Here is a 19,983-nt window from a genome sequence, read left to right as displayed (position 1 = left end):
CGCACGGCCCGTCGCGAAACAAGGGGGATCGAACATGGGGAGCACGGTCGGACCACGTGGCCGCGCGAGCCGCCTCGTCACAGGCGCCGTCGCACTGCTGGCCGCCGCGAGCCTGATCACGGCCTGCGGGGCGGGGGACGGCAGCGCGGACGACGGCGGCAAGGACGGCGGAGCGGCGAACGCCACCGGCGTCGACGACGGCGCCACGCTGACGATGTGGACCCGCGCCGCGACCAGACCGCAGAGCGAGGCCCTGGTCAAGGCGTACAACGCGAGCCACGAGAACAAGGTCGAGCTGACCGTCGTCCCCACCGACGACTACCAGGCCAAGGTCGGCGCCGCCGCCGGCTCCCGGGACCTGCCGGACCTGTTCGCCTCCGACGTGGTCTTCGTGCCGAACTACACCTCCAGTGGCCTCTTCGCCGACCTCACCGAACGCGTCGACGCGCTGCCCTTCGCCGAGAACCTCGCCCAGTCGCACATCAAGGCCGGTACGTACGAGGACAAGAAGTACGTGGTGCCGCACACCCTCGACCTGTCGGTGCTCTTCTACAACAAGGACCTCTACCGGAAGGCGAAGCTCGACCCCGAGAAGCCGCCCACGACCCTGGCCGAGTGGGACGAGCAGGCGCGGGCCGTGGACGCGCTCGGCGGCGTCGACGGGACCTTCTTCGGCGGCAACTGCGGTGGCTGCGGCGTCTTCACCTGGTGGCCGTCCATCTGGGCCGGAGGCGAGGAGGTGCTCAACGAGGACGGCACCGAGGCGCGACTCGCATCCGCCACCGCCAAGAAGGTCTACGACACCTACCGCGGCTGGGTCGACGACGACATCGTGGCGCCCGGCGCGAAGGACGAGACGGGCACGACCTGGACCGGGATCTTCCCGAAGGGCAAGGTCGGGGTCATGCCCATGCCGTCGACCACGCTCGGACTGATGCCCGAGGACATGGACCTCGGCGTCGCCCCCATCCCCGGCCCCGACGGCGGCAGGTCCACCTTCGTCGGCGGCGACGCCATCGGTATCGCCGCGACCAGCGAGAAGGCCGACCAGGCCTGGAACTTCCTCGCCTGGACCCTCGGCGACACGGCCCAGGTCGACGTCGTCGCCGCGCACAAGGACGTCGTGGCCCGCACCGACCTGGCGTCCAACAAGCACTCCGACGCCGACCCCCGCCTCGTCGCCATCAACGAACTCGTCGCCGACGGCCACACCCCGTACGCGCTGAAGTTCGGCCAGACCTTCAACGACCCCAACGGGCCCTGGCTGACGCTGATGCGCGACGCCGTCTTCGGCGACGGGACATCCGTGGACCAGGACAACGAGGCGGTCAGCAAGTCGCTCGCCGACTGAGGCTCGTCACGCCTCCCACGCCCCCGCGACCGTCATCGGAACCGTCATCGGAGGAGAGGCATGCAGGTGAAGGTGGCCGAGTCCGCGCCGACCGCATACCGGGCCCGGCCCGACGAACACCGGGGCCGCCCGCCACGCGCGTCGGCACCCCGGTGGCGGTCCCGCAAGGTTCAGGGGCTCGCCTACGCCACACCCACGGCCGTGTTCGTCGCGGTCTTCTTCCTGCTGCCCCTCCTGCTCGTCGGGCAGATGTCGCTCAGCGACTGGCCGCTGCTCACCGGCGACCGGGGCGTCAACGCCCCCGAGAACTACACCGACATCACCGACGCCCCGCTCTTCTGGCCCGCCGTCCGCTTCACGCTCCTCTACACCGGCGTCGTCACCGTCGTCCTCCTCGGCCTGGCGCTCCTGCTCGCCCTGCTCGTCCAGGAGTCCCGTCCGGGCGCCGGTTTCTTCCGCACGGTCTACTTCCTGCCCAGCGCCCTCGGCCTGGCCTCGGCCTCCCTGCTCTTCTGGGGGCTGTACAGCCCGGCCACCGGCCCGCTCGGCGACATCCTGGACGGGCTCGGTCTCGTCGACGAAGAGGTGTCGTTCCTCGGCACGCCGACGGCCGCCCTGCTGTCGACGGTGTTCCTCATCGTCTGGAAGTTCGCCGGCTTCTACATGCTGATCCTGCTCGTGGGTCTGCAGCGCATCCCGCACGAGGTGTACGAGGCGGCCCGGATGGACGGCGCGAGTCGCGCCCAGATCTTCCGCTCCATCACGCTGCCCCTGCTGCGCCCGTCCCTCGCCCTCACCCTGCTGCTGTGCGTGACCGGATCGCTGCTCGCCTTCGACCAGTTCTTCATCCTCACCAAGGGCGGCCCCGACAACAGCACCGTCACCGTCGTGCAGTTGATCTACCGAGAGGCCTTCCAACGGCTGGACCTCGGCACCGCCGCGGCCCTGTCGATCATCGTGCTGGCCGTGCTGCTCCTGCTCAACGCCCTCCAGTTCCGCGGCCTGCGCCGCGCCGACGAGTCATGAGACCTCATGAGAGGGGACCGACCGTGCTGTCCCGCACCCTCGGCCGTACGCCGTACTACGTCGTCGCCGGAGGTCTGGCCGTCATCTTCCTCTTTCCGCTGCTATGGAACACCTGGGCGTCGGTCAGCCCGCAGCCCGGCACCGCGCAGGACTCGGGTCACGGCCTCGGCAACTACCGGACGCTGCTCGCGTACGACGCGGGTCTGTGGCGGTACCTGCTGAACAGCACGGTCGTCTCGGCGCTGACCGTCGCCCTCACCCTCGGCGTCTCCCTGCTCGGCGGCTACGCCTTCGCCCGCTTCGACTTCCCCGGCAAGAACCTGCTGTTCCTGCTCACCCTGGCCATCCTCATGGTCCCGTACGCGACCCTCCTCATCCCGCTCTACGTCCTGCTCGGCAGACTCCATCTGCAGAACTCGCTGATCGGGCTGAGCCTGGTGCTCGCGATGTTCCAACTCCCCTTCGCCACCTTCATGATGCGGATCTCCTTCGAGGCGGTGCCGCGTGAACTGGAGGAGTCGGCGCTCGTCGACGGCTGCGGCACGGCGGGCGCGCTGCGCCGGGTGCTCCTCCCGGCGGTACGGCCGGGACTGATCACCGTGGGCCTCTTCGCGTTCCTCGCCGCCTGGAACGACTTCATCGCGCCCCTGATCCTCATCTCCGACAGCGAGAAGGCGCCCCTGCCGCTGGCCGTCGCCAATCTGCGGCAGCAGAGCATGGGCGCCGTCGACTACGGCGCGACCGAGGCGGGCGTGGTGGTCCTCGCCGTGCCCTGCCTGCTCCTCTTCCTGCTCCTGCAACGGCACTACGTCCGGGGCTTCATGTCCGGCGCGCTCAAGGGCTGACCCCCACGTCTCCGAGGACGTGGCGGCCCACCGACGACCGACGACCGACGACCGACGACCGAAGGGACCAACCGAAGGCATGAACAGGTGAGGGAGAACGCGGTGACGTCATCCGTCCTGCCCGTGGCGCCGACCCGCGGCCGGCTGCGGCCGCTCGGGCTCGACGAGGTCAGGATCACCGGGGGTTTCTGGGCCCGGCGACGGCACACCAACACCACCGCCACGCTCGACCACTGCCGCGACTGGATGGACCGCGTCGGCTGGACCGGCAACTTCCGGGCCGCGGTCGAGGGCAGGCTCCCACGGGACCGGCGCGGCCGGGAGTTCGCCGACTCCGAGGTCTACAAGCTGCTCGAAGCCATGGCCTGGGCGGCGGCGAACGGCGACGGTGCCCCGCTGGACGCCGGGATCGCCGCCCTCACCGACCTCGTCGCCCCCGCCCAGGAACCGGACGGTTACCTGAGCACCGCCTTCGGCCGCCCGGGACAACCGTCCCGCTACAGCGACCTCGAAGAGGGCCACGAACTGTACTGCCAGGGGCACTTGGTCCAGGCCGGTGTGGCCCAGGCCCGCGCCCGGGGCGAGGGCGAACTCGCGAAGATCGCCCGGCGCGCCGCCGACCACGTCTGCGCCACCTTCGGCCCCGGCGGCATCGAGGGCGTCTGCGGCCACCCGCAGATCGAGTCGGCCCTCGTCGAACTGGCCCGGCTCACCGGCCGGGAGCGCTACCTCGACCAGGCCGCGCTCTTCGTCGACCGACGCGGCCACGGCACCCTCGCCGAGGGCGAGTTCGGCCGGGCCTACTTCCAGGACGACCTCCCGGTCCGCGGGGCCAAGGTCCTGCGCGGCCACGCCGTCCGCGCCCTCTACCTCGCCGCAGGCGCCGTGGACGTGGCCGTGGAGACCGGCGACGACGAACTGCTCGCCGCGGTCGTACGGCAGTGGGAGGCCACGGTCGCCCGCCGCACCTACCTGACCGGCGGAATGGGCTCGCACCACCGCGACGAGTCCTTCGGCGCCGACTTCGTCCTGCCCCCCGACCGCGCCTACTCGGAGACCTGCGCCGGAGTCGCCTCCGTGATGCTCGGCTGGCGACTGCTGCTCGCCACCGGCGAACCCCGCTTCGCCGACCTCGTCGAGCGCACCCTGTTCAACGTCGTCGCGACCTCCCCGTCCGCGGACGGCCGGTCCTTCTTCTACGCCAACACCCTGCACCGACGCCACCGGGGCGTGGCACCGCGGCCGGACGTCGACAGCCCCCGGGCCGACTCGGGGCTGCGCGCCCCCTGGTTCGCGGTGTCGTGCTGCCCGACCAACGTGGCGCGGACCCTGGCCCAACTGCCGGGCTACCTGGCTACCGCGGACGACGAGGGCGTGCAACTGCACCAGTACGCCGACGCCGACCTCGCCACCTCCCTCACCGGCGGCCGGGGCGTCGCCCTGCGGGTCCGCACCGACTACCCCTCCGGCGGGACCGTGACCGTCCGGATCACCCGCTCCCCGGCCGCCCCCTGGACCCTGTCCCTGCGGGTGCCCCAGTGGGCGGCCGGTGCCCCCGCGTGGCTGGTCGACCCCGACGGCGTACGCCGCCCGGCCGCCCCCGGCACGGCGGCCGTCACCCGGGTCTTCCGGCCCGGCGACGAGATACGGCTCGAACTGCCCGTCGCCCCGCGCTGGATCCACGCCGACCCCCGCATCGACGCCGTACGCGGCACGGTCGCCGTCCAGCGCGGTCCGCTGGTGTACTGCGCCGAGTCCGTCGACCTCCCGGACGGGCACGAGGTCGACGCGGTACGGGTGGACACGTCCGTCGAACCCGAGGACGGGCCGGGCCGTACGGAGGGCGCGGGCGACACCGTCGTGGTCGCGGGCGAGGTCGCCGTGCGCGGCGGACGGAGCGAGGCGGCCTGGCCGTACCAGCCGCTCGGCCACCCGCGAGGACAGCAGCCCGCCGACCCCGCCGAGATCGTCCTGGTGCCCTACCACTCCTGGGCCGATCGGGGCCCCTCGACGATGCGGGTGTGGCTTCCGACGGCCGAAGAGGGCAGGAGCGAAGGCGCGGACAGCGGCACCGGCGCGGGGAGGTAGTCGTGCGCGGACCACGAGGACGGCACCGGCACAGGACCCTGGCACGGTCCCGGCACTGCCCGGTCAGGTGACGCCGGTGTACGGGGACGGCACCACGGCCCGCTCGCCCGCCCCGGCCCGCCCTCACCGAGGAGCAGGTCGCCGAGGGCGGCACGAGCGTAGGGGGCACCGGCATCGCCGACCGGGCCGCACGGCCGGACACCGCGACCGTGCGGGTACGGCGGACCGGCGCGGTCGAGATCACCGCTCTCGTGGAGGAGCGCGTCCCCACCCGGTCCGGCCGGGCGGCCACCCGGCCGGCGACCGTCGTCACCACCCACGACGACGGCTCGTGACGGCCCTCCACGACTGTCCGGGACCGGCCCCCGGGTACCGCCCACGACTGGCTCTCCATGACCGCTCGGTGACCGCCTGCCTCCCCGGACCGGCGCTCACCCGTCCCCCCACACACCGCACAACCGACGATCGGAGTCGAGAGAATGTCCCAACCCCCCACCCGGCGAAGGCTGTTGACCCTCGCCGCCGGAGCGGCGGCCGCCGCTCCGCTCGTGCAGGCGACCTCGCTCGCGCATGCCGCCCCGGCGACACGAGCTGCCGCCGCCCAGGCCCCGCCGCCCCTCCCCTCCACCTGGGCGGTACGTCCCTTCCCCCTGGACCAAGTCACCCTCGGCGAAGGTGTGTTCAAGGCCAAGCGTGACCTGATGCTCACCTACGCCCGGTCCTACCCGGCCGACCGCGTCCTGGCCGTCTTCCGCGCCAACGCCGGTCTCGACACGCGTGGGGCCCGGCCGCCCGGCGGCTGGGAGACCGCCGACGGCAATCTGCGGGGCCACTACGGCGGCCACTTCCTCACTCTCGTCGCCCAGGCGTACGCGGACACCCGGGAGGCCGCCCTCAAGACCAAGCTGGACTATCTCGTCGGCGCGCTGGGGGAGTGCCAGGCCGCGCTGGCGGAGCGCGGTACGCCGAGACCCAGCCACCCCGGCTTCCTGGCGGCGTACCCGGAGACGCAGTTCATCCTGCTGGAGAGCTATGCGACCTACCCGACCATCTGGGCGCCGTACTACACCTGCCACAAGATCATGCGGGGTCTCCTCGACGCGCACACCCTGGCCGGGAACGCACAGGCCCTGACCATCGCCTCGGCCATGGGCGACTGGGTGCACAGCAGGCTCGGCGGGCTGCCCAAGACGCAGCTGGAGCGCATGTGGTCCCTCTATATCGCCGGTGAGTACGGCGGCATGAACGAGGTGATGGCCGACCTCCACGCCCTCACCGGCAGGGCGGAACACCTCGCCGCCGCCCGCTGCTTCGACAACACCGCGCTGCTGGAGGCCTGCTCCCAGGACCGGGACATCCTCGACGGGCGGCACGCCAACCAGCACATCCCGCAGTTCACCGGGTATCTGCGGCTGTTCGACGAGACGGGGGAGGAGCGGTACGCGGAGGCCGCGCGGAACTTCTGGGGCATGGTCGCCGGACCCCGGACGTACAGCCTGGGCGGTACGGGGCAGGGCGAGATGTTCAAGGCGCGGGGCGCCATCGCGGCCACGCTGGACGACAGGAACGCCGAGACCTGCGCGACGTACAACATGCTGAAGCTGAGCCGGCAGCTGTTCTTCCGGGAGCCGGACGCGGCCCGTATGGACTACTACGAGCGGGGCCTGACCAACCACATCCTCGCCTCCCGCCGGGACGCGGCGAGCACGAGCGGTCCGGAGGTCACCTACTTCGTCGGGATGGGCCCGGGGGTCGTGCGCGAGTACGGCAACACCGGCACCTGCTGCGGTGGCACCGGCATGGAGAACCACACGAAGTACCAGGACTCGGTGTACTTCCGCTCCGCCGCCGGCGACACGCTGTACGTGAACCTGTATCTCGCCTCGACCCTGCGGTGGCCGGAGCGGGGTCTCGTCGTCGAGCAGACGAGCGCGTACCCGGCGGAGGGCGTCCGCACCCTGACGTTCCGGGAGGGCGGGGGCAGGCTCGATGTGAGGCTGCGGGTGCCGTCCTGGGCCACGGGTGGCTTCACCGTCACGGTCAACGGGGTCCGGCAGCGGGTCGAGGCCGTGCCCGGGTCGTACCTCACGCTGAGCCGGAACTGGCGGCGCGGCGACCGGATCGGGATCTCCGCGCCGTACCGGCTGCGGGTGGAGAGGGCCCTGGACGATCCCACGGTCCAGTCGGTGTTCTTCGGTCCGCTGCTGCTGGTCGCGCAGAGCCCGGAGGCCGGGTTCCGGAGCCTCTCCTTCTACAAGGACTTCACCCTGCGCGGCGATCTCGCGGACGTGATCCGCCCCGAGGGCAGGCCCCTGCACTTCACCACGCACGGCCTGACGCTCGCGCCGTTCTTCGTCGGGAACGACGTCCGCTACCACGCCTACTTCAGGCGCTCCGAGCCGCTCGTCGTGTTCGGCACGGCCGACTCGGGCGTCCCGAACCGCACCAGAGGCGACGGTCTGACCTTCCTCGACGTGCTCTGGGCGCAGGCGCCCTTCCCGGCGTCCGAGGCTTTCGTACGGGCGGTACGGGCCCTCGCCGACGGGTGGGTGTCCGAGGGCCGGTTCACCGGAGCGGAACGGGACGCGGTCGTCGCCGCGGCGGTCCGGGCGGGTCTGCGGAGCCGAACCCGCGCGAAGGGTTGACGTGTACGGGGCGAGATGGGTTCATGGGAGCGCTCCCATAGCTCATGGCAACCACCCCACACTTTTCGATGCCTGAGTTTCTCGGCGCCCACCCCCACCTGGAGTCGCGATGAGAACTGGAAGAAGCACGCAGCGAAGAAACCCCCTGAGCGCCCTGCTGGCCGGACTCGCGGGCCTGATCGGGCTCACGCTCCTCGGCGTCCTCGCCCCGTCCGTCGCCCTGGCCCAGTCGGCGCCCGAGGTCCAAGCCGCCGGCTTGCACATCAGCGACGGCCGGCTGCTGGAGGGCAACGGCAACGATTTCGTGATGCGCGGCGTCAACCACGCCCACACCTGGTACCCGGGCGAGACGCAGTCGCTGGCCGACATCAAGGCGCTGGGCGCCAACACCGTCCGCGTCGTCCTCTCCGACGGACACCGCTGGACCGAGAACAGCCCCGCCGACGTGGCGAACGTCGTCGCGCAGTGCAAGGCCAACCGGCTCATCTGCGTCCTGGAGGTGCACGACACCACCGGATACGGCGAGGAGGCCGCGGCCGGGACGCTCGACCACGCGGCCGACTACTGGATCGGCCTCAAGGACGTCCTTGCCGGCGAGGAGAACTACGTCATCGTCAACATCGGCAACGAGCCCTGGGGCAACACCGACCCCGCAGGCTGGACCGCCCCCACCATCGCCGCCGTGCAGAAGCTGCGGGCCGCGGGCTTCGAGCACACGATCATGGTGGACGCGCCCAACTGGGGCCAGGACTGGCAGGGTGTCATGCGCGCCAACGCCCAGTCCGTGTACGACGCCGACACCACCGGCAACCTGATCTTCTCGATCCACATGTACAGCGTCTTCGACACCGCCGCGGAGATCACCGACTACCTGGGCGCCTTCGTGGACGCGGGACTGCCCATCCTCATCGGCGAGTTCGGCGGACCCGCCGACCAGTGGGGCGATCCGGACGAGGACACCATGATGGCCACCGCCGAGCAGCTCGACCTCGGCTATCTGGCGTGGTCCTGGAGCGGTAACACCGACCCGATCCTGGATCTGTCGATCGGCTTCGACCCCACACGGCTCAGCGCCTGGGGCCAACGCATCTTCAACGGCGCCGACGGCATCGCGCAGACGGCGAAGGAAGCCACCGTCTTCGGCGGCGGAAACCCGGGCGACACCCAGGCGCCGACCACCCCCGGCACCCCGGCCGCCTCGGCGGTGACGGCGACCTCGGCGACGCTCTCCTGGACCGCCGCGACCGACAACGTCGGCGTCACCGGCTACGACGTCGTCCGGGTGAGCGGCTCCACCGAGACCAAGCTCGCGGCCTCCACCACCCACTCCGTCACCCTGACCGGCCTCACCGCCGACACGGCGTACACCTTCGCCGTCTACGCACGGGACGCCGCCGGGAACCGGTCGGCCCGCTCGGCGACGGTGAACGTCACGACGGACGAGGGCGGCGGCACACCCGGCGGAAACTGCGCCGTGACGTACCGGGCCACCAACGAGTGGCAGGGCGGCTTCCAGGGCGAGATCGTCATCCGTAACACCGGCACCACCGCCGTCAGCGGCTGGACCCTGGCCTTCACCTTCGCCAACGGGCAGACGATCACCAACATGTGGGGCGGGACCGCCACGCAGAGCGGCGGTTCGGTGAGCGTGAAGCCCGCCTCCTACACCTCCACCATCCCGGCCGCGGGCTCCGTGACGGTGGGGTTCATCGGCAGTAAGGGCGCCACCAACACCGCACCGACCGCGTTCACGCTCAACGGGGCGACCTGCACGAGCAGTTGACCTGGGACGCGTGCCGACCGGCGGGGACCGTCACCGGCCCCCGCCGGCCGCTTCAGCGTCGTACGAGCTCGATCCGGTACTTCCGGGTCCCCGAACCGTCCTCGCCGGTCACGGTGACGACGGCCGAGGCCCGGCCGGACCCGCCGGACCCGCCGGTCCTGTCCACGGTGACGGTCGCGTACGGGTCGCGGGCCGTCGCCGTGACCTCCGCCCGGCTCGGGTGGTCCGTGACGACCCGGTAGGTGGTGGTGTCGGGGTCGAAGGAGCCGATCGGCTCGCCGGCGACCTCGATGGAGGCGGCGGCGGTGTCCGAGGAGACGCCGGGGGCCTTGGCGTACACCTCGATCTCGCCCATCGTGATGTAGCCGCCCTGACGCGCGGTCATGACCACGCGCACGCCGGTCGCCGGGCCCGCGTCGAGCGGGACGTCGATCACCGGGGTGCCCTCGGTGCCGACCGCGACGGAGTCACCCGTGTCGGTCCACGGACCGTTCTCGGTGGCCCGGACCTGCACCTTCAGGCTCTCGGGGAAGGAGGCGTTGGTCCCGTCCCGGTGGAAGTGGGCGACGATCCGGGTCAGGTCGCGGGCCTTCGGGAGACCGAAGGTGATGGTGTCGGACGGGTTCTTGGTGCCCGACTTCCAGTTGGACCAGGCCTTCTCGGCGGTGGTGCCGTTGCGCAGCCGCTCGGCGGAGTAGCCGCTCTCGGTGAAGGTGGCGGCGACGGAGACGCCCGTGTCGGTCGCGATGTTGGCCTCCGTCGCTTCGGTGACCTGGACCCGTACGGTCGCGTCGGCCGTGGAGCCGTCGACGACCTCCGCGGTGCCGGACAGCGTCACGACGCCGCTCTTGTCGAACGCTCCGGCGGGGGCCGCGTCCCAGGTCACCGGGAGGGTGGTCCGGCCACCGTGTCGGCCGACGCCGACGACCGTCGCCGGGAGTTCCGGCTCGCCGCCCACGTACGTCTTGGCGCGGGCGGGGACGGTCGAGGCGATCGTGTCGACGGTGACGAGGGCCTTCGCGGCGATCTTCCGGCCGAGGGCGTCGGTCGCCTCACCCGTCACGCGTACGGTCCCCGGCTTGCGCCACCTCCGGTCCGACGGCAGGTCCCACACCACGGGCAGGGAGCCACGGGCGCCGTCCCGGAACACCGGAGTCACCGTCCCGGGCAGCTTCGGCCGCAGACCGGGGACGGTGAACGCCTCGGCCCGTTCGGTGCGCAGCACGGTCTCGTCGGTCACGGCCCAGCGCTGGTTGCCCGCCGAGGTCGGGGTGTACGTCGACACCTTGGCGCCGTCCGCCGACGACTGACCGGCGACCTCGGCGAGACGGCCGGTGGCGGCGTTCACGAACGTCCAACTGCCGTCGCCCGTCGTCGACATGATCCACTGCGCCGCTGCCGGGACCTCGCCGTCGGCGGGGTCCTCGAGGACGGCCTGGTTGTCGCGCACGGCGAGCCGCCCGCCGGTGTCGGCGTTGGTGAGGGCGTAGCGCTCGCGGTTGTCGGTGCCGGGGGTCAGCTGCTCCACCGACCACAGCTGCCGGGCGCTCGCGGCGTCGGTCGTGCGGATGACGACGCTGGTGCCGTCCTCCGACGGGGTCAGCGACTTGCCGCTCTGCGCGCCCTGGAGGCGGTAGACGTGGTCGGGCTGGACGAGTGCGGCGTCCTTCGCCACACCGCCGACGCCCTCGACCAGGAAGGTGGTGACGGACTTGGCGGGGACGTCGAGGGTGGCCGAGCGGTCGGTCACGCGGACCGGGGTGCCCTCGACGAGGGCGCCGTCGGCGCTCGTCACGACGGGGGTGACGGTGGCGCGGGACGAGACCCTGCCGAAGCGCGAGAGGTCGAGGGAGACGGAACGCGCGGTCGTGCCGCCGTTGACGTGGACCACGGTGGCCGCACGCCCGGACTTCTTGACAGCGGCGACGCTGGACGGGTCGTCGACCTTCACGAAGTGGTCGCCGGGGCGGATGTGGTGGGTGAAGTTCCGGATGGTGTGGAACTTGGAATTGGCCCGGATCGGGCAGGTCTCCAGGGTGTCCGTGGCCGTGCAGTTGAACGGGACGTGGATGCTGCCCCAGTTCTTGCCCGCCGCCGCCTGCGGGACGGAGTCCTCGATCGGCTGCCAGAACACCCAGGCGGAGGGCTCCAGTTCACGCATGTCGTCGACCATGCGGGTGGCGATGCCGAGGCCCGGTTCCATGCTGGTGAAGTCGGTGCCCGTGCCCCAGGTGCCCTCGACCTCGCTCATCCAGAGCTTCTTGTCCGCGCCCTTGGCGATGTCGCGGGCGCTGGTGCGCATACCGGTGCCGTAGGTGTGCACGTTGAGCTGGGGGACCGCCGTCCGCGCGGCGCTGTCGTACGCGTTCCAGTTCTGGGTGAAGATCGTGGGGTTGGTCTCGTCCATCGCCGAGATCTCGGCGTCGGTCTTCGCCCCTTCGAGCGCCTTGTCGAGCGCGAGGAGCACCTTCTGCTGGAGCGCCGGTCCCGCGTGCGCGCCCTCCTGGCGGCCGCCGGTGGGCTGGCCGTTCGCGCCGATCTGGGTGCCCCAGTAGTTGGTGTTGGGTTCGTTCAGCGGGGCGATGGTGTCGAAGTCGATGCCGTGCTCCTCTTCGAGGCGCTCGCTGACTTTCACCAGATAGGTGGCGAACTCGTCGGCGCGGTCCGCGCGGATCTGGTCCGTGTTCGCGTCGAAGCCGCCGGAGACATAGCCGCTGACGGTCTGGAACCAGGGCGGCGAGTTGCTGAAGGCCTCCCACGTGGTGATCTTGTCCTTGATCTGGTCCACCCACCAGCGCTGGCCCGAGTCGGCGTCCCAGTCCCAGTGGTCGGGGTTGTCCGGGTTCCACCACTCCATGTCCTGCCGGGTGGTGCCCTCGGGGGCCTTCCAGAAGCCGTCCATCGTCGCGCCGGTCTTCATGTAGTCCTTGCGGACGTCCGGGGCGTTGCCGCCGCCGATGTTGTAGCGCGCGATGGTGAGGCCGAGCCCTTCCTCGCCGAACAGCATGTCGACGAGCTGTCTTCGGATGGGCTCCGGGTAGCCGCCCGTGGCGTTGGCGAACCAGACGAGGCTCGTGCCCCACCCCTCGAACTCCTGCTGCCGGTACGACGGGTCGATCCGTACGGTGACCGCGCTCCGCGCCGCCGTGGCCGACGTGTCCGCGGTCGCCGGCGGGGCGGCCGTCAGACCGGCGGCGAGCACCAGGGGAACCATGGGCGCCAGGGCCCGGACGATGCGATGTCGTGGAGTCACGACACTCCCTTCCACAACACGAGGCGAACGCGATTTCGTTGACATGCCCAAAACACGTGCTTAGCATTCAGGAAACTGAAAGCGCTTTCTAGTCCCTTGTGTGCAGCTTTTCGCACGGCCCAGGAACGTCCCCCACTCGTCCCGGGAGGAATCACATGAGGTCGTTGTCGTCACGCGTCGCACGCGGCGTTCCGGCTCTCGCGCTCGGCCTGCTGCTCGCCGCGATCGCGCCCGTCCAGGCGGGGGCGGTCGCCGACACGGCGGTGGCCCCCGTCGCGGAAACATCCCCCACCGGCTTCGCCGCCGTCAACGCGCTGGGGCAGAACGGCACCACCGGCGGGGTCGGCGGAGCGACCGTCACCGCCACCACCACCGAGCAGTTCCTGGAGTACATCGACACGGTGGGCCCGCTGGTCATCCGGGTCCAGGGCACCATCGACATCACCAGCAAGCAGGGCGTCCGGCCCAACAAGACCATCATCGGGGTCGGTTCGTCGGCCGTCATCAACGGCGGCGGCCTGGAGTTCTACCGCTCGTACAACGTCATCGTGCGGAACATCAAGTTCACCGACGCCGAGGACGACGCCGTCAGCGTCGGCCAGGAGTCCCACCACATCTGGATCGACCACAACGAGTTCGTCGCGCCCCTCGACGGGGCCGTCGACGTCGTGCGCGGCGCCGAGTACGTCACCGTCTCCTGGAACTGGTTCAACAAGACCGACAAGAGCATGCTGCTCGGGCACTCCGACGGCAACGGCAGCCAGGACACCGGGAAGTTGAAGGTCTCGATCCACCACAACTTCTTCGACGGCTCACGGCAGCGGCATCCCCGGGTCCGGTTCGGCGAGCCGGTGCACGTCTACAACAACTACTACAAGGGGAACGCCGTCTACGGCGTCGCCTCGACCATGAACGCGGGCGTCGTGGTCGAGGGCAACCACTTCGAAGGGGTCCCCAAACCCTGCTGGTCCGCCAGCGGTTACGACGCGTCCGGGCCGGGCCGGCTGGTGCAGCGGAACAACCTCTTCCCCGGGTCCGGTACGTGTGAGACCAACGGCACGGTGACCGAGCCGCGCACCTACTACGCGTACACGCTGGACCCCGCCGCGGACGTCCCGGCCCTCGTAAGGGCCGGGGCGGGCATCGGAAAGATCGGTGCCTGAACCCCCCGCACCCCCAAACCCCCCACACCCCCCGCATCCCCCACACTCCCCGCATCCCCCACACTCCCCGCATCCCCCCACGAAAAACAGGAGAGACCCCGATGAACTCACCGCGCAAGAAGGTGGTCGTGGCCGCACTGGCGGCCGCGTTGCTCGCCGCTCCCGGTGTCGCGCAGGCCGCACCGCAGGCCGCGCCCGTGCCCCGGGAACAGGCCGCGGCGGCCACCATCACCTGGACCCTGGTCCGGGCGAGCAACCCGACGCAGGACCAGCAGACGGCGTACAACCTCATCACCTCGGCGATGAACGCCGCGGTCGCCCGGTACAACAACCTCAGCGACCTGGGGAAGAACATCACCGTCCGCTACGAGCCCGGCGTCCCCACCGCCGACGGGAACATCAACGGGACCATCCGCTTCGGCAACCGCAGCTATATGAACGAGCGGACCGCGCTGCACGAGATCGCGCACACCATAGGCGTGGGCACCAGTGCGGGCTGGTCACGGCTGGGCGGCAGCGGCACCTGGACCGGTGCGGGGGCCACGGCGCTCGTCCGGCAGTACGACGGGTCGAGCGCGAAGATCTCCACCGGGGGCGGCCACTTCTGGCCGTACGGGCTGAACTACGACAACGAGTACTCCGGCACGGCGGCCGACCGGCACGTCCGGATCGTGGCCGCGATGGTGAGTGACGGACTGTAAGTCGGTTGGTAACAGAGGGAGTTGGTGCCTGGTGACAAAGGTGCCGACGGTCGCTGCGTTGTTGTGAGCATGGGGCGGTGGGGCCGCTTTCGCGGTCCTACCGTCCCAGCATGAACACGAGTCGCAGCGGAAAGAACCCCTCGAATACCTCGAACCCCTCGAATACCTTGAAGGCATGGAGAGGTGCCGCGCCGGCGGTGCTGCTGATCGTCGGAGCGCTCACCGGAGCCGCCCCGGACGCCCGGGGCGAGGACGCGCGGACCGAGACGGCCGTGGCGTCGACGAGTCCGGTCGCCGGGGTGACCGAGACGCTGGTGCGGGTGAGAGCGCCGCTGCCGGCGTCCTTCGGGGCGCGCCCGGCGGCGTGCGACTGGCTGTCGTACCTGCGCTACCGGTCCGCCGACGGACCGGCGGCCTCGGCCGACGCCGACCGGATCCTCGTCGCCCAGCCGGGAATCCTGGAAGGCGCCGGAGCCTTCGACAGCGTCGCCCGCAACACCGTGGCACGCGCCGCCGAACAGGGCCGGCACATCGAGTTCTGGGCCCTGGACCGGCGCTCCAACTGCCTGGAGGACCGCACCGGTGTGGCCTCCGGAGACCAGGACACGGCCGTCGACTACTACTACCGGGACAAGCAGGTCGCGGGCCGCACCTTCGACGGGTTCGTCGGTAACGGCGAGCTGGGCTGGATGGCGAAGCTCGGCGTCGAGCGGACCGTCCGCGACCAGTACGACCTGCTCACCGCCGAGTTGCCCGACCAGCGGGTGCGCAAGGAGAAGGTGCTGTGCGGCGGGCACTCCCTCGGCGGGGTGATCACCGGGTACTTCGCGACCGCCGACTTCGACGGCGACCGGGCCACCACGGCGGACGCCGGACACCGCCAGTGCGCCGGCTACTTCGCCCTCGACACCACCGTCTCCACCTCCCTCGCCGACCTGAGCGGCAGCATCCCGGACGACACCAACCTCCCCGACGTGGGCCTCGGTTACGGCACGGTGCAGGCCGGGCTCGACAGCGGACTGCTGCCGCGCACGCTGTCCGCGCCGGTGCTCCTCAACCCGGAGATGATGACCCTGCTGGCCATCGCCGGCCTGGGCGCGCTGCAGGACCCGGGCGGCGAGGCCACCCTGCCGGACTACCTGCCCCTCAACACCAACATCGAGGTCAGCAACCGCTTCCTGTTCTCCGAGGACACCGCCACCTTCCTGTCCGGCTCACCGGCGGTGAAGGACTTCCGGCTCACCAACGAGGCGATCCTCGGCGCGCTGATGGACGACCACTCCGTACCGCTGGCGTTCCTGCAGAGCAGCGTGGGCTTCTTCGACGGCGGGCCGGTCGTCGACAAGAACTTCCCCGTCGCCAACGGGAGCGACGGGCAACCCGCCCTGTTCGGCGGCGAGTACAAGGCCATCCCCGACCGGCCGGGCGGCCCGCTCTACACCTGGCGGAACTACGACCGCGTGGGTGACCCCGACGACCCCGGGTACCGGGCGGCCGACGGGACCCCGTTCACCGACGCGGGCAAGGAGGTCACCGACATCCAGGAGCTGGCCCGCAGCATGGCCCAGCAGCCGCTGGACTTCACCGAGCAGTACTTCCCGACCAAACTGGTCACCGACCTCCAACTGGCCACCTCGCCCCAGGTGAAGCGGCTCGTCGTCCACCCGGACGGGCTCACCGCCAACCCGACGCTCACCGTGCTCGCGGGCGACGGACTGCTGGCCGGCCGCGTCCCGGCCGACCTGGACCCCGTGGTCGCCGACGGCTACCAGCACCTGGACGTGCTGACCGCCGCGCCCACCCAGAACAACGGCCGTCCCGAACCCGTCTCCACGAGTCTCACGGAGTTCGCGCGGGACATCGAGTAGCCGTCGCCCCCATGGAAGAAGGGCCCGGGAGGATCTCCTCCCGGGCCCTTCGCCACTGTGCGTGGGGTCCCACCGTGCGTGGGGTCGGTCAGACCTTGGTCGCGGCGAAGGCCGCCGCCGCGTCCGCGTTCGCCCGGTAGCTCAGGTGCGCGCCCGTGTCGCCCCCACCGTTCTCGCAGACCGGGTCACCGGCCGCGCAGAAGTCGATGGTGCGGCTCTGGTAGATGCCGGTGACGCTCTTGCCGATGGCCCGGATCGGGTTGCCGAACAGCAGCACCGAGGAGACCTTCGGTTCGAGCGCGGCGGGAATGGTGGCCACGATGGGGCTGCCGACCACCGCGCCGGCGCTGCTGATGCCGATGGAGTTGTCGACGACGTTCGCGCCCTGCGAATAGCCGACCAGGATGAAACGCTGGTTCGGACAGGCGGCGGCCTGGCTCCTGACGTGGTTCACCAGGTCCGCGTTTCCCTGCGCGGCCGAGGTGAGGGAAAGGTCCGCGGGATAGTTCACCTTGTAGCTGGACAGGGATTTGCCCGTGAGTTTCTTCTGCAGCGCGGAATACACGGGGTCGCCGACGATGAAGCCGAGCGTGCCCGGCTCGAACGTGCCGCGAGCTGAGACGACGTCGATGTCCGTGCAGGCCGCGGCCGTGGCCGTGGGTACCGAGACGGTGGCCAGTCCGGCCCCGCCGGCCAGCGAGAGCGCGGCGAGGCACAAGCGGATACGCATGGGGATCCTTTGAGGGTGGGGCGCGTGGAGCGCCTGTGGAAAAGGACGTCCCGAAGATATTCGCTGTGCCAGGCCGAGTGTTATGGACGAGAATTCAGAAATCGCTTTTGTTTTTGTGCCGAGGTGAGTCGATATTTTTATGCGGTGAACGTGTCGTCGTCCCGCAATGCCTCCGCGCGCAGGGCGAGGATGAGGTCGAGGCGGGTACCGGGGTCGTGCAGGGCCTCGCCGAAGAGCTTCTCCAGCTGCCGCAGGCGGTAGCGGACCGTCTGCGGGTGGATGTGGAGGCGGGCGGCGACATCAGGCACGTTGCTGCCGCCGAGCAGCCACGCCAGAAGGGTCTCGGCGAGCCGGCCGCGCGGCCCCTCGGCGACGGCGTCCAGCGGGGCCAGCACCCGCGACTGGAGGTGGGCGAGCATCGGTTCGTCGCTGTACAGCAGCAGCGTCGACAGATGGTCGGCGCAACGCACCACGCCCTGCCGGGGCAGGATGCCGCGCCCCATCAGCCCGAGCGCACGGGTGGCCCAGTGCAGGGAACGGGCCGCCTCGCCGAGCGGGACCGTCGGGCCGATCGCGGCGGGCCGGCCGCGCAGCGCGAGCGTGAACGCCCGGCCGCCGAAACGGCCGGAACCGTCCGGGTCGGGCACCAGCATCCGGGGCGGCCGGGACTCCATGTCCACCAGCGCCCCCGCCGCGGCCAACGGCCGGTCCGCCTCCCGCTGGTCCGGGGCCGCCGCCAGCGCGACCACCGCCACCTGCCGCGGCACCGACCACCGGGCGCCGTGCGCCAGATCCTGCACCGCCTCCGGGGCCACCGGCCGGTCTCCCAGCAGCAGATCGAGCAGCCGCCTGCGCCGTCGCTCCAACTCGTCGGTGCTGCGCAGCTGGGCCTCCGCAAAGCCGGATGCGGCCGCCTCGGCGACCTCGTGCACCGTCTGGAAAGCGAGTTCGCCGAGCGCGGCCACCACCGAGGAGTCCAGGCCCAGTTCCTCCGCCGTACGGCCCATCAGCCGCCAGGCGTGCAGACCCCCGACCCGTAGCGCCGACTGCAACGCGTCCAGACCGCGACCCTCCAGGGCCTCGCCGCGCCCGAGTTCGTAGTAGGTCGCGGTGATCGCGGCACCCTGGCCGCGCGGATCGGCGATGTGGTCGACGAACAGGGTCAGCGCCTGGACGACCCCCGATCTGAGCTGTGCGCGATACGCCCCGTCCGCCGGCCGGGCGTACTCCGGGACCTGTCTGCGCACCTCCTCCTCCACCTCGTCGGCGACGGCCTCCAACTGGTCGCGCAGCAGTTTGGCGAGTTCGGGCGGCACAGAGGCGGCGCCGGGACCGTCCGGCACACCGTGCGGCGGGGTGGGGGCAGCCAAGGCGGACCCTCCTTTCACCCGGAAGCGGCTCACCCGCGGGCTGGTGCCCGTGGGGCGAGGGACAAGTCCTGGGTTGGACGTACGTCCCCTGCGCTCCGTTCCGTGCCCCGACGGCACCGGCCTCACGCCGGCACCCCCAGCGCACCGGCGAGCATCGGCCACGACGCGGTGAACTCCCGCTTCCAGTAGGCCCAGCTGTGCCCTCCTCCCGCGTAGAAATGGGTGGTCACCGGGACCCGCAGCAGCGCGAGCGTGTCCGTGAACGCGTGCGCGGACGGCCACAGCGCGCTCTCCAGCGCCTCGGGGAGCCAGTCGCCGGTCCCGCCGATCACTCCGCTGCCGCTCGACACGTACAGGGCGGTGCCGCGCAGTCCGGCCGCGCGGGACCGCGGGTTGAAGTCCCGCCAGGTGAGCACGTTCAGGATCGGGTTGCCCCACAGCGACAGGGGCGTCAGGTTCTCGCGGGCCACGATGGCGTCCATCAGGGTCGGCACCCCGGGCGCCGTGGTGTCGAGGATGCCGCTGTACGAGGCCGCCGCCGCGAACGTCCCCGGGTGACGTGCCGCGTGCGCCATCGCCCCGTAGCCGCCGGTCGAGACACCGGCGACGACCCGGACCCCGGACGCCCGGTAGTCACGGGCGAGCAGCGCCGGTACCTCGCGGATCTGGAACGTCTCGTAGTCGGGGCCGTTCCGCCAGGCGGTGGGTATGCCGGTCGGCCCCGCGTCCGGCATCGCCACGATCAGCTCCCGGCCCGCCGTGAACGCCTCGATGTCCGTCTCCCGCGTCCATGACGTGTAGTCGTCGTGCGCGCCGTGGAGGAGATACAGCACGGGGTACTTCCGGGCGGGCTGCGCGGCGAAGGACGAGGGGAGGATCAGCCGCACCGTCGCGTTCCGCCCCAGGGCGGCGGAGGGGAGGGAGACGTCGAGGGTACGGGGGCCGAGGCGGGTGACGGTCCGAGCGGCGGGGGCGGTGGCAGCGCGGTTGGTGCGGGTGCGGCCGACGGGAGACCGGCGACCGGTCGCCCCGGCGGTGCCGGTGGTCGCGGCACCGACGAGGGCGGCCAGGCCGGTGGCGACCGCCGCCCTGGCGACGGAGCGCCGGGACAATCCGGCGGTGGGGTGCATGGGGTGCGTGGGGTCGGTGCGGTCGGGCAT

14 protein-coding genes are annotated in these 19,983 nt (G+C 71.3%); 10 read left to right on the top strand and 4 right to left on the bottom strand.

What is annotated here, in order from left to right; all coding sequences use genetic code 11:
* Positions 1-34 precede the first annotated feature (34 nt).
* From OG272_RS06895 to OG272_RS06865, 7 genes are all read left to right on the top strand, one after another.
* Positions 35-1,351, top strand: coding sequence for an ABC transporter substrate-binding protein (locus OG272_RS06895; protein ID WP_405892875.1), 1,317 nt, complete (start codon positions 35-37; stop codon positions 1,349-1,351).
* 60 nt (positions 1,352-1,411) lie between these two features.
* Positions 1,412-2,377, top strand: a complete 966-nt coding sequence (locus tag OG272_RS06890; RefSeq protein WP_405892873.1) for a carbohydrate ABC transporter permease — start codon at positions 1,412-1,414, stop codon at positions 2,375-2,377.
* A 23-nt stretch (positions 2,378-2,400) separates the two neighbouring features.
* The gene (locus OG272_RS06885) at positions 2,401-3,222 is read left to right on the top strand and encodes a carbohydrate ABC transporter permease (protein ID WP_327730784.1); all 822 of its coding nucleotides are present in this window, start codon (positions 2,401-2,403) and stop codon (positions 3,220-3,222) included.
* A 102-nt stretch (positions 3,223-3,324) separates the two neighbouring features.
* Positions 3,325-5,310: a glycoside hydrolase family 127 protein gene (locus OG272_RS06880; RefSeq protein ID WP_405892871.1), complete on the top strand. Its 1,986-nt coding sequence runs from the start codon at positions 3,325-3,327 to the stop codon at positions 5,308-5,310.
* A gap of 209 nt (positions 5,311-5,519) precedes the next feature.
* Positions 5,520-5,645, top strand: coding sequence for a hypothetical protein (locus OG272_RS06875; protein WP_327730786.1), 126 nt, complete (start codon positions 5,520-5,522; stop codon positions 5,643-5,645).
* Positions 5,646-5,789: 144 nt separating this feature from the next.
* On the top strand, positions 5,790-7,955 hold the full coding sequence (locus OG272_RS06870) for a glycoside hydrolase family 127 protein (protein ID WP_405892870.1): 2,166 nt from the start codon (positions 5,790-5,792) through the stop codon (positions 7,953-7,955).
* Between the two features lie 109 nt (positions 7,956-8,064).
* The gene (locus OG272_RS06865) at positions 8,065-9,738 is read left to right on the top strand and encodes a cellulase family glycosylhydrolase (protein WP_405892868.1); all 1,674 of its coding nucleotides are present in this window, start codon (positions 8,065-8,067) and stop codon (positions 9,736-9,738) included.
* Positions 9,739-9,790: 52 nt separating this feature from the next.
* On the opposite strand, the gene OG272_RS06860 is transcribed toward OG272_RS06865, so the two are convergent.
* On the bottom strand, positions 9,791-12,952 hold the full coding sequence (locus tag OG272_RS06860; protein ID WP_405895995.1) for a glycoside hydrolase: 3,162 nt from the start codon (positions 12,950-12,952) through the stop codon (positions 9,791-9,793).
* A gap of 194 nt (positions 12,953-13,146) precedes the next feature.
* Here OG272_RS06860 and OG272_RS06855 point away from each other — a divergent pair, with 194 nt between their 5' ends.
* From OG272_RS06855 to OG272_RS06845, 3 genes are all read left to right on the top strand, one after another.
* On the top strand, positions 13,147-14,154 hold the full coding sequence (locus OG272_RS06855; protein WP_405892866.1) for a polysaccharide lyase family 1 protein: 1,008 nt from the start codon (positions 13,147-13,149) through the stop codon (positions 14,152-14,154).
* Between the two features lie 101 nt (positions 14,155-14,255).
* Positions 14,256-14,855, top strand: coding sequence for a hypothetical protein (locus OG272_RS06850; protein WP_326584397.1), 600 nt, complete (start codon positions 14,256-14,258; stop codon positions 14,853-14,855).
* A 197-nt stretch (positions 14,856-15,052) separates the two neighbouring features.
* On the top strand, positions 15,053-16,723 hold the full coding sequence (locus tag OG272_RS06845) for a hypothetical protein (protein ID WP_327730790.1): 1,671 nt from the start codon (positions 15,053-15,055) through the stop codon (positions 16,721-16,723).
* A gap of 88 nt (positions 16,724-16,811) precedes the next feature.
* On the opposite strand, the gene OG272_RS06840 is transcribed toward OG272_RS06845, so the two are convergent.
* The 3 genes from OG272_RS06840 to OG272_RS06830 form a co-directional block, all read right to left on the bottom strand.
* Positions 16,812-17,453: a cutinase family protein gene (locus tag OG272_RS06840; protein ID WP_327730791.1), complete on the bottom strand. Its 642-nt coding sequence runs from the start codon at positions 17,451-17,453 to the stop codon at positions 16,812-16,814.
* Positions 17,454-17,590: 137 nt separating this feature from the next.
* Positions 17,591-18,823 (bottom strand): helix-turn-helix domain-containing protein, encoded by a 1,233-nt coding sequence (locus OG272_RS06835; RefSeq protein WP_327730792.1) that lies wholly within the window; start codon positions 18,821-18,823, stop codon positions 17,591-17,593.
* A 122-nt stretch (positions 18,824-18,945) separates the two neighbouring features.
* Positions 18,946-19,983, bottom strand: coding sequence for an alpha/beta hydrolase (locus OG272_RS06830; protein ID WP_405892864.1), 1,038 nt, complete (start codon positions 19,981-19,983; stop codon positions 18,946-18,948).

The sequence above is a fragment of the Streptomyces sp. NBC_00104 genome (genome assembly GCF_045160825.1).
In the GTDB taxonomy this organism is placed as follows: Bacteria; Actinomycetota; Actinomycetes; order Streptomycetales; family Streptomycetaceae; genus Streptomyces.
This window is presented reverse-complemented; position numbering and strand designations above follow the sequence as displayed.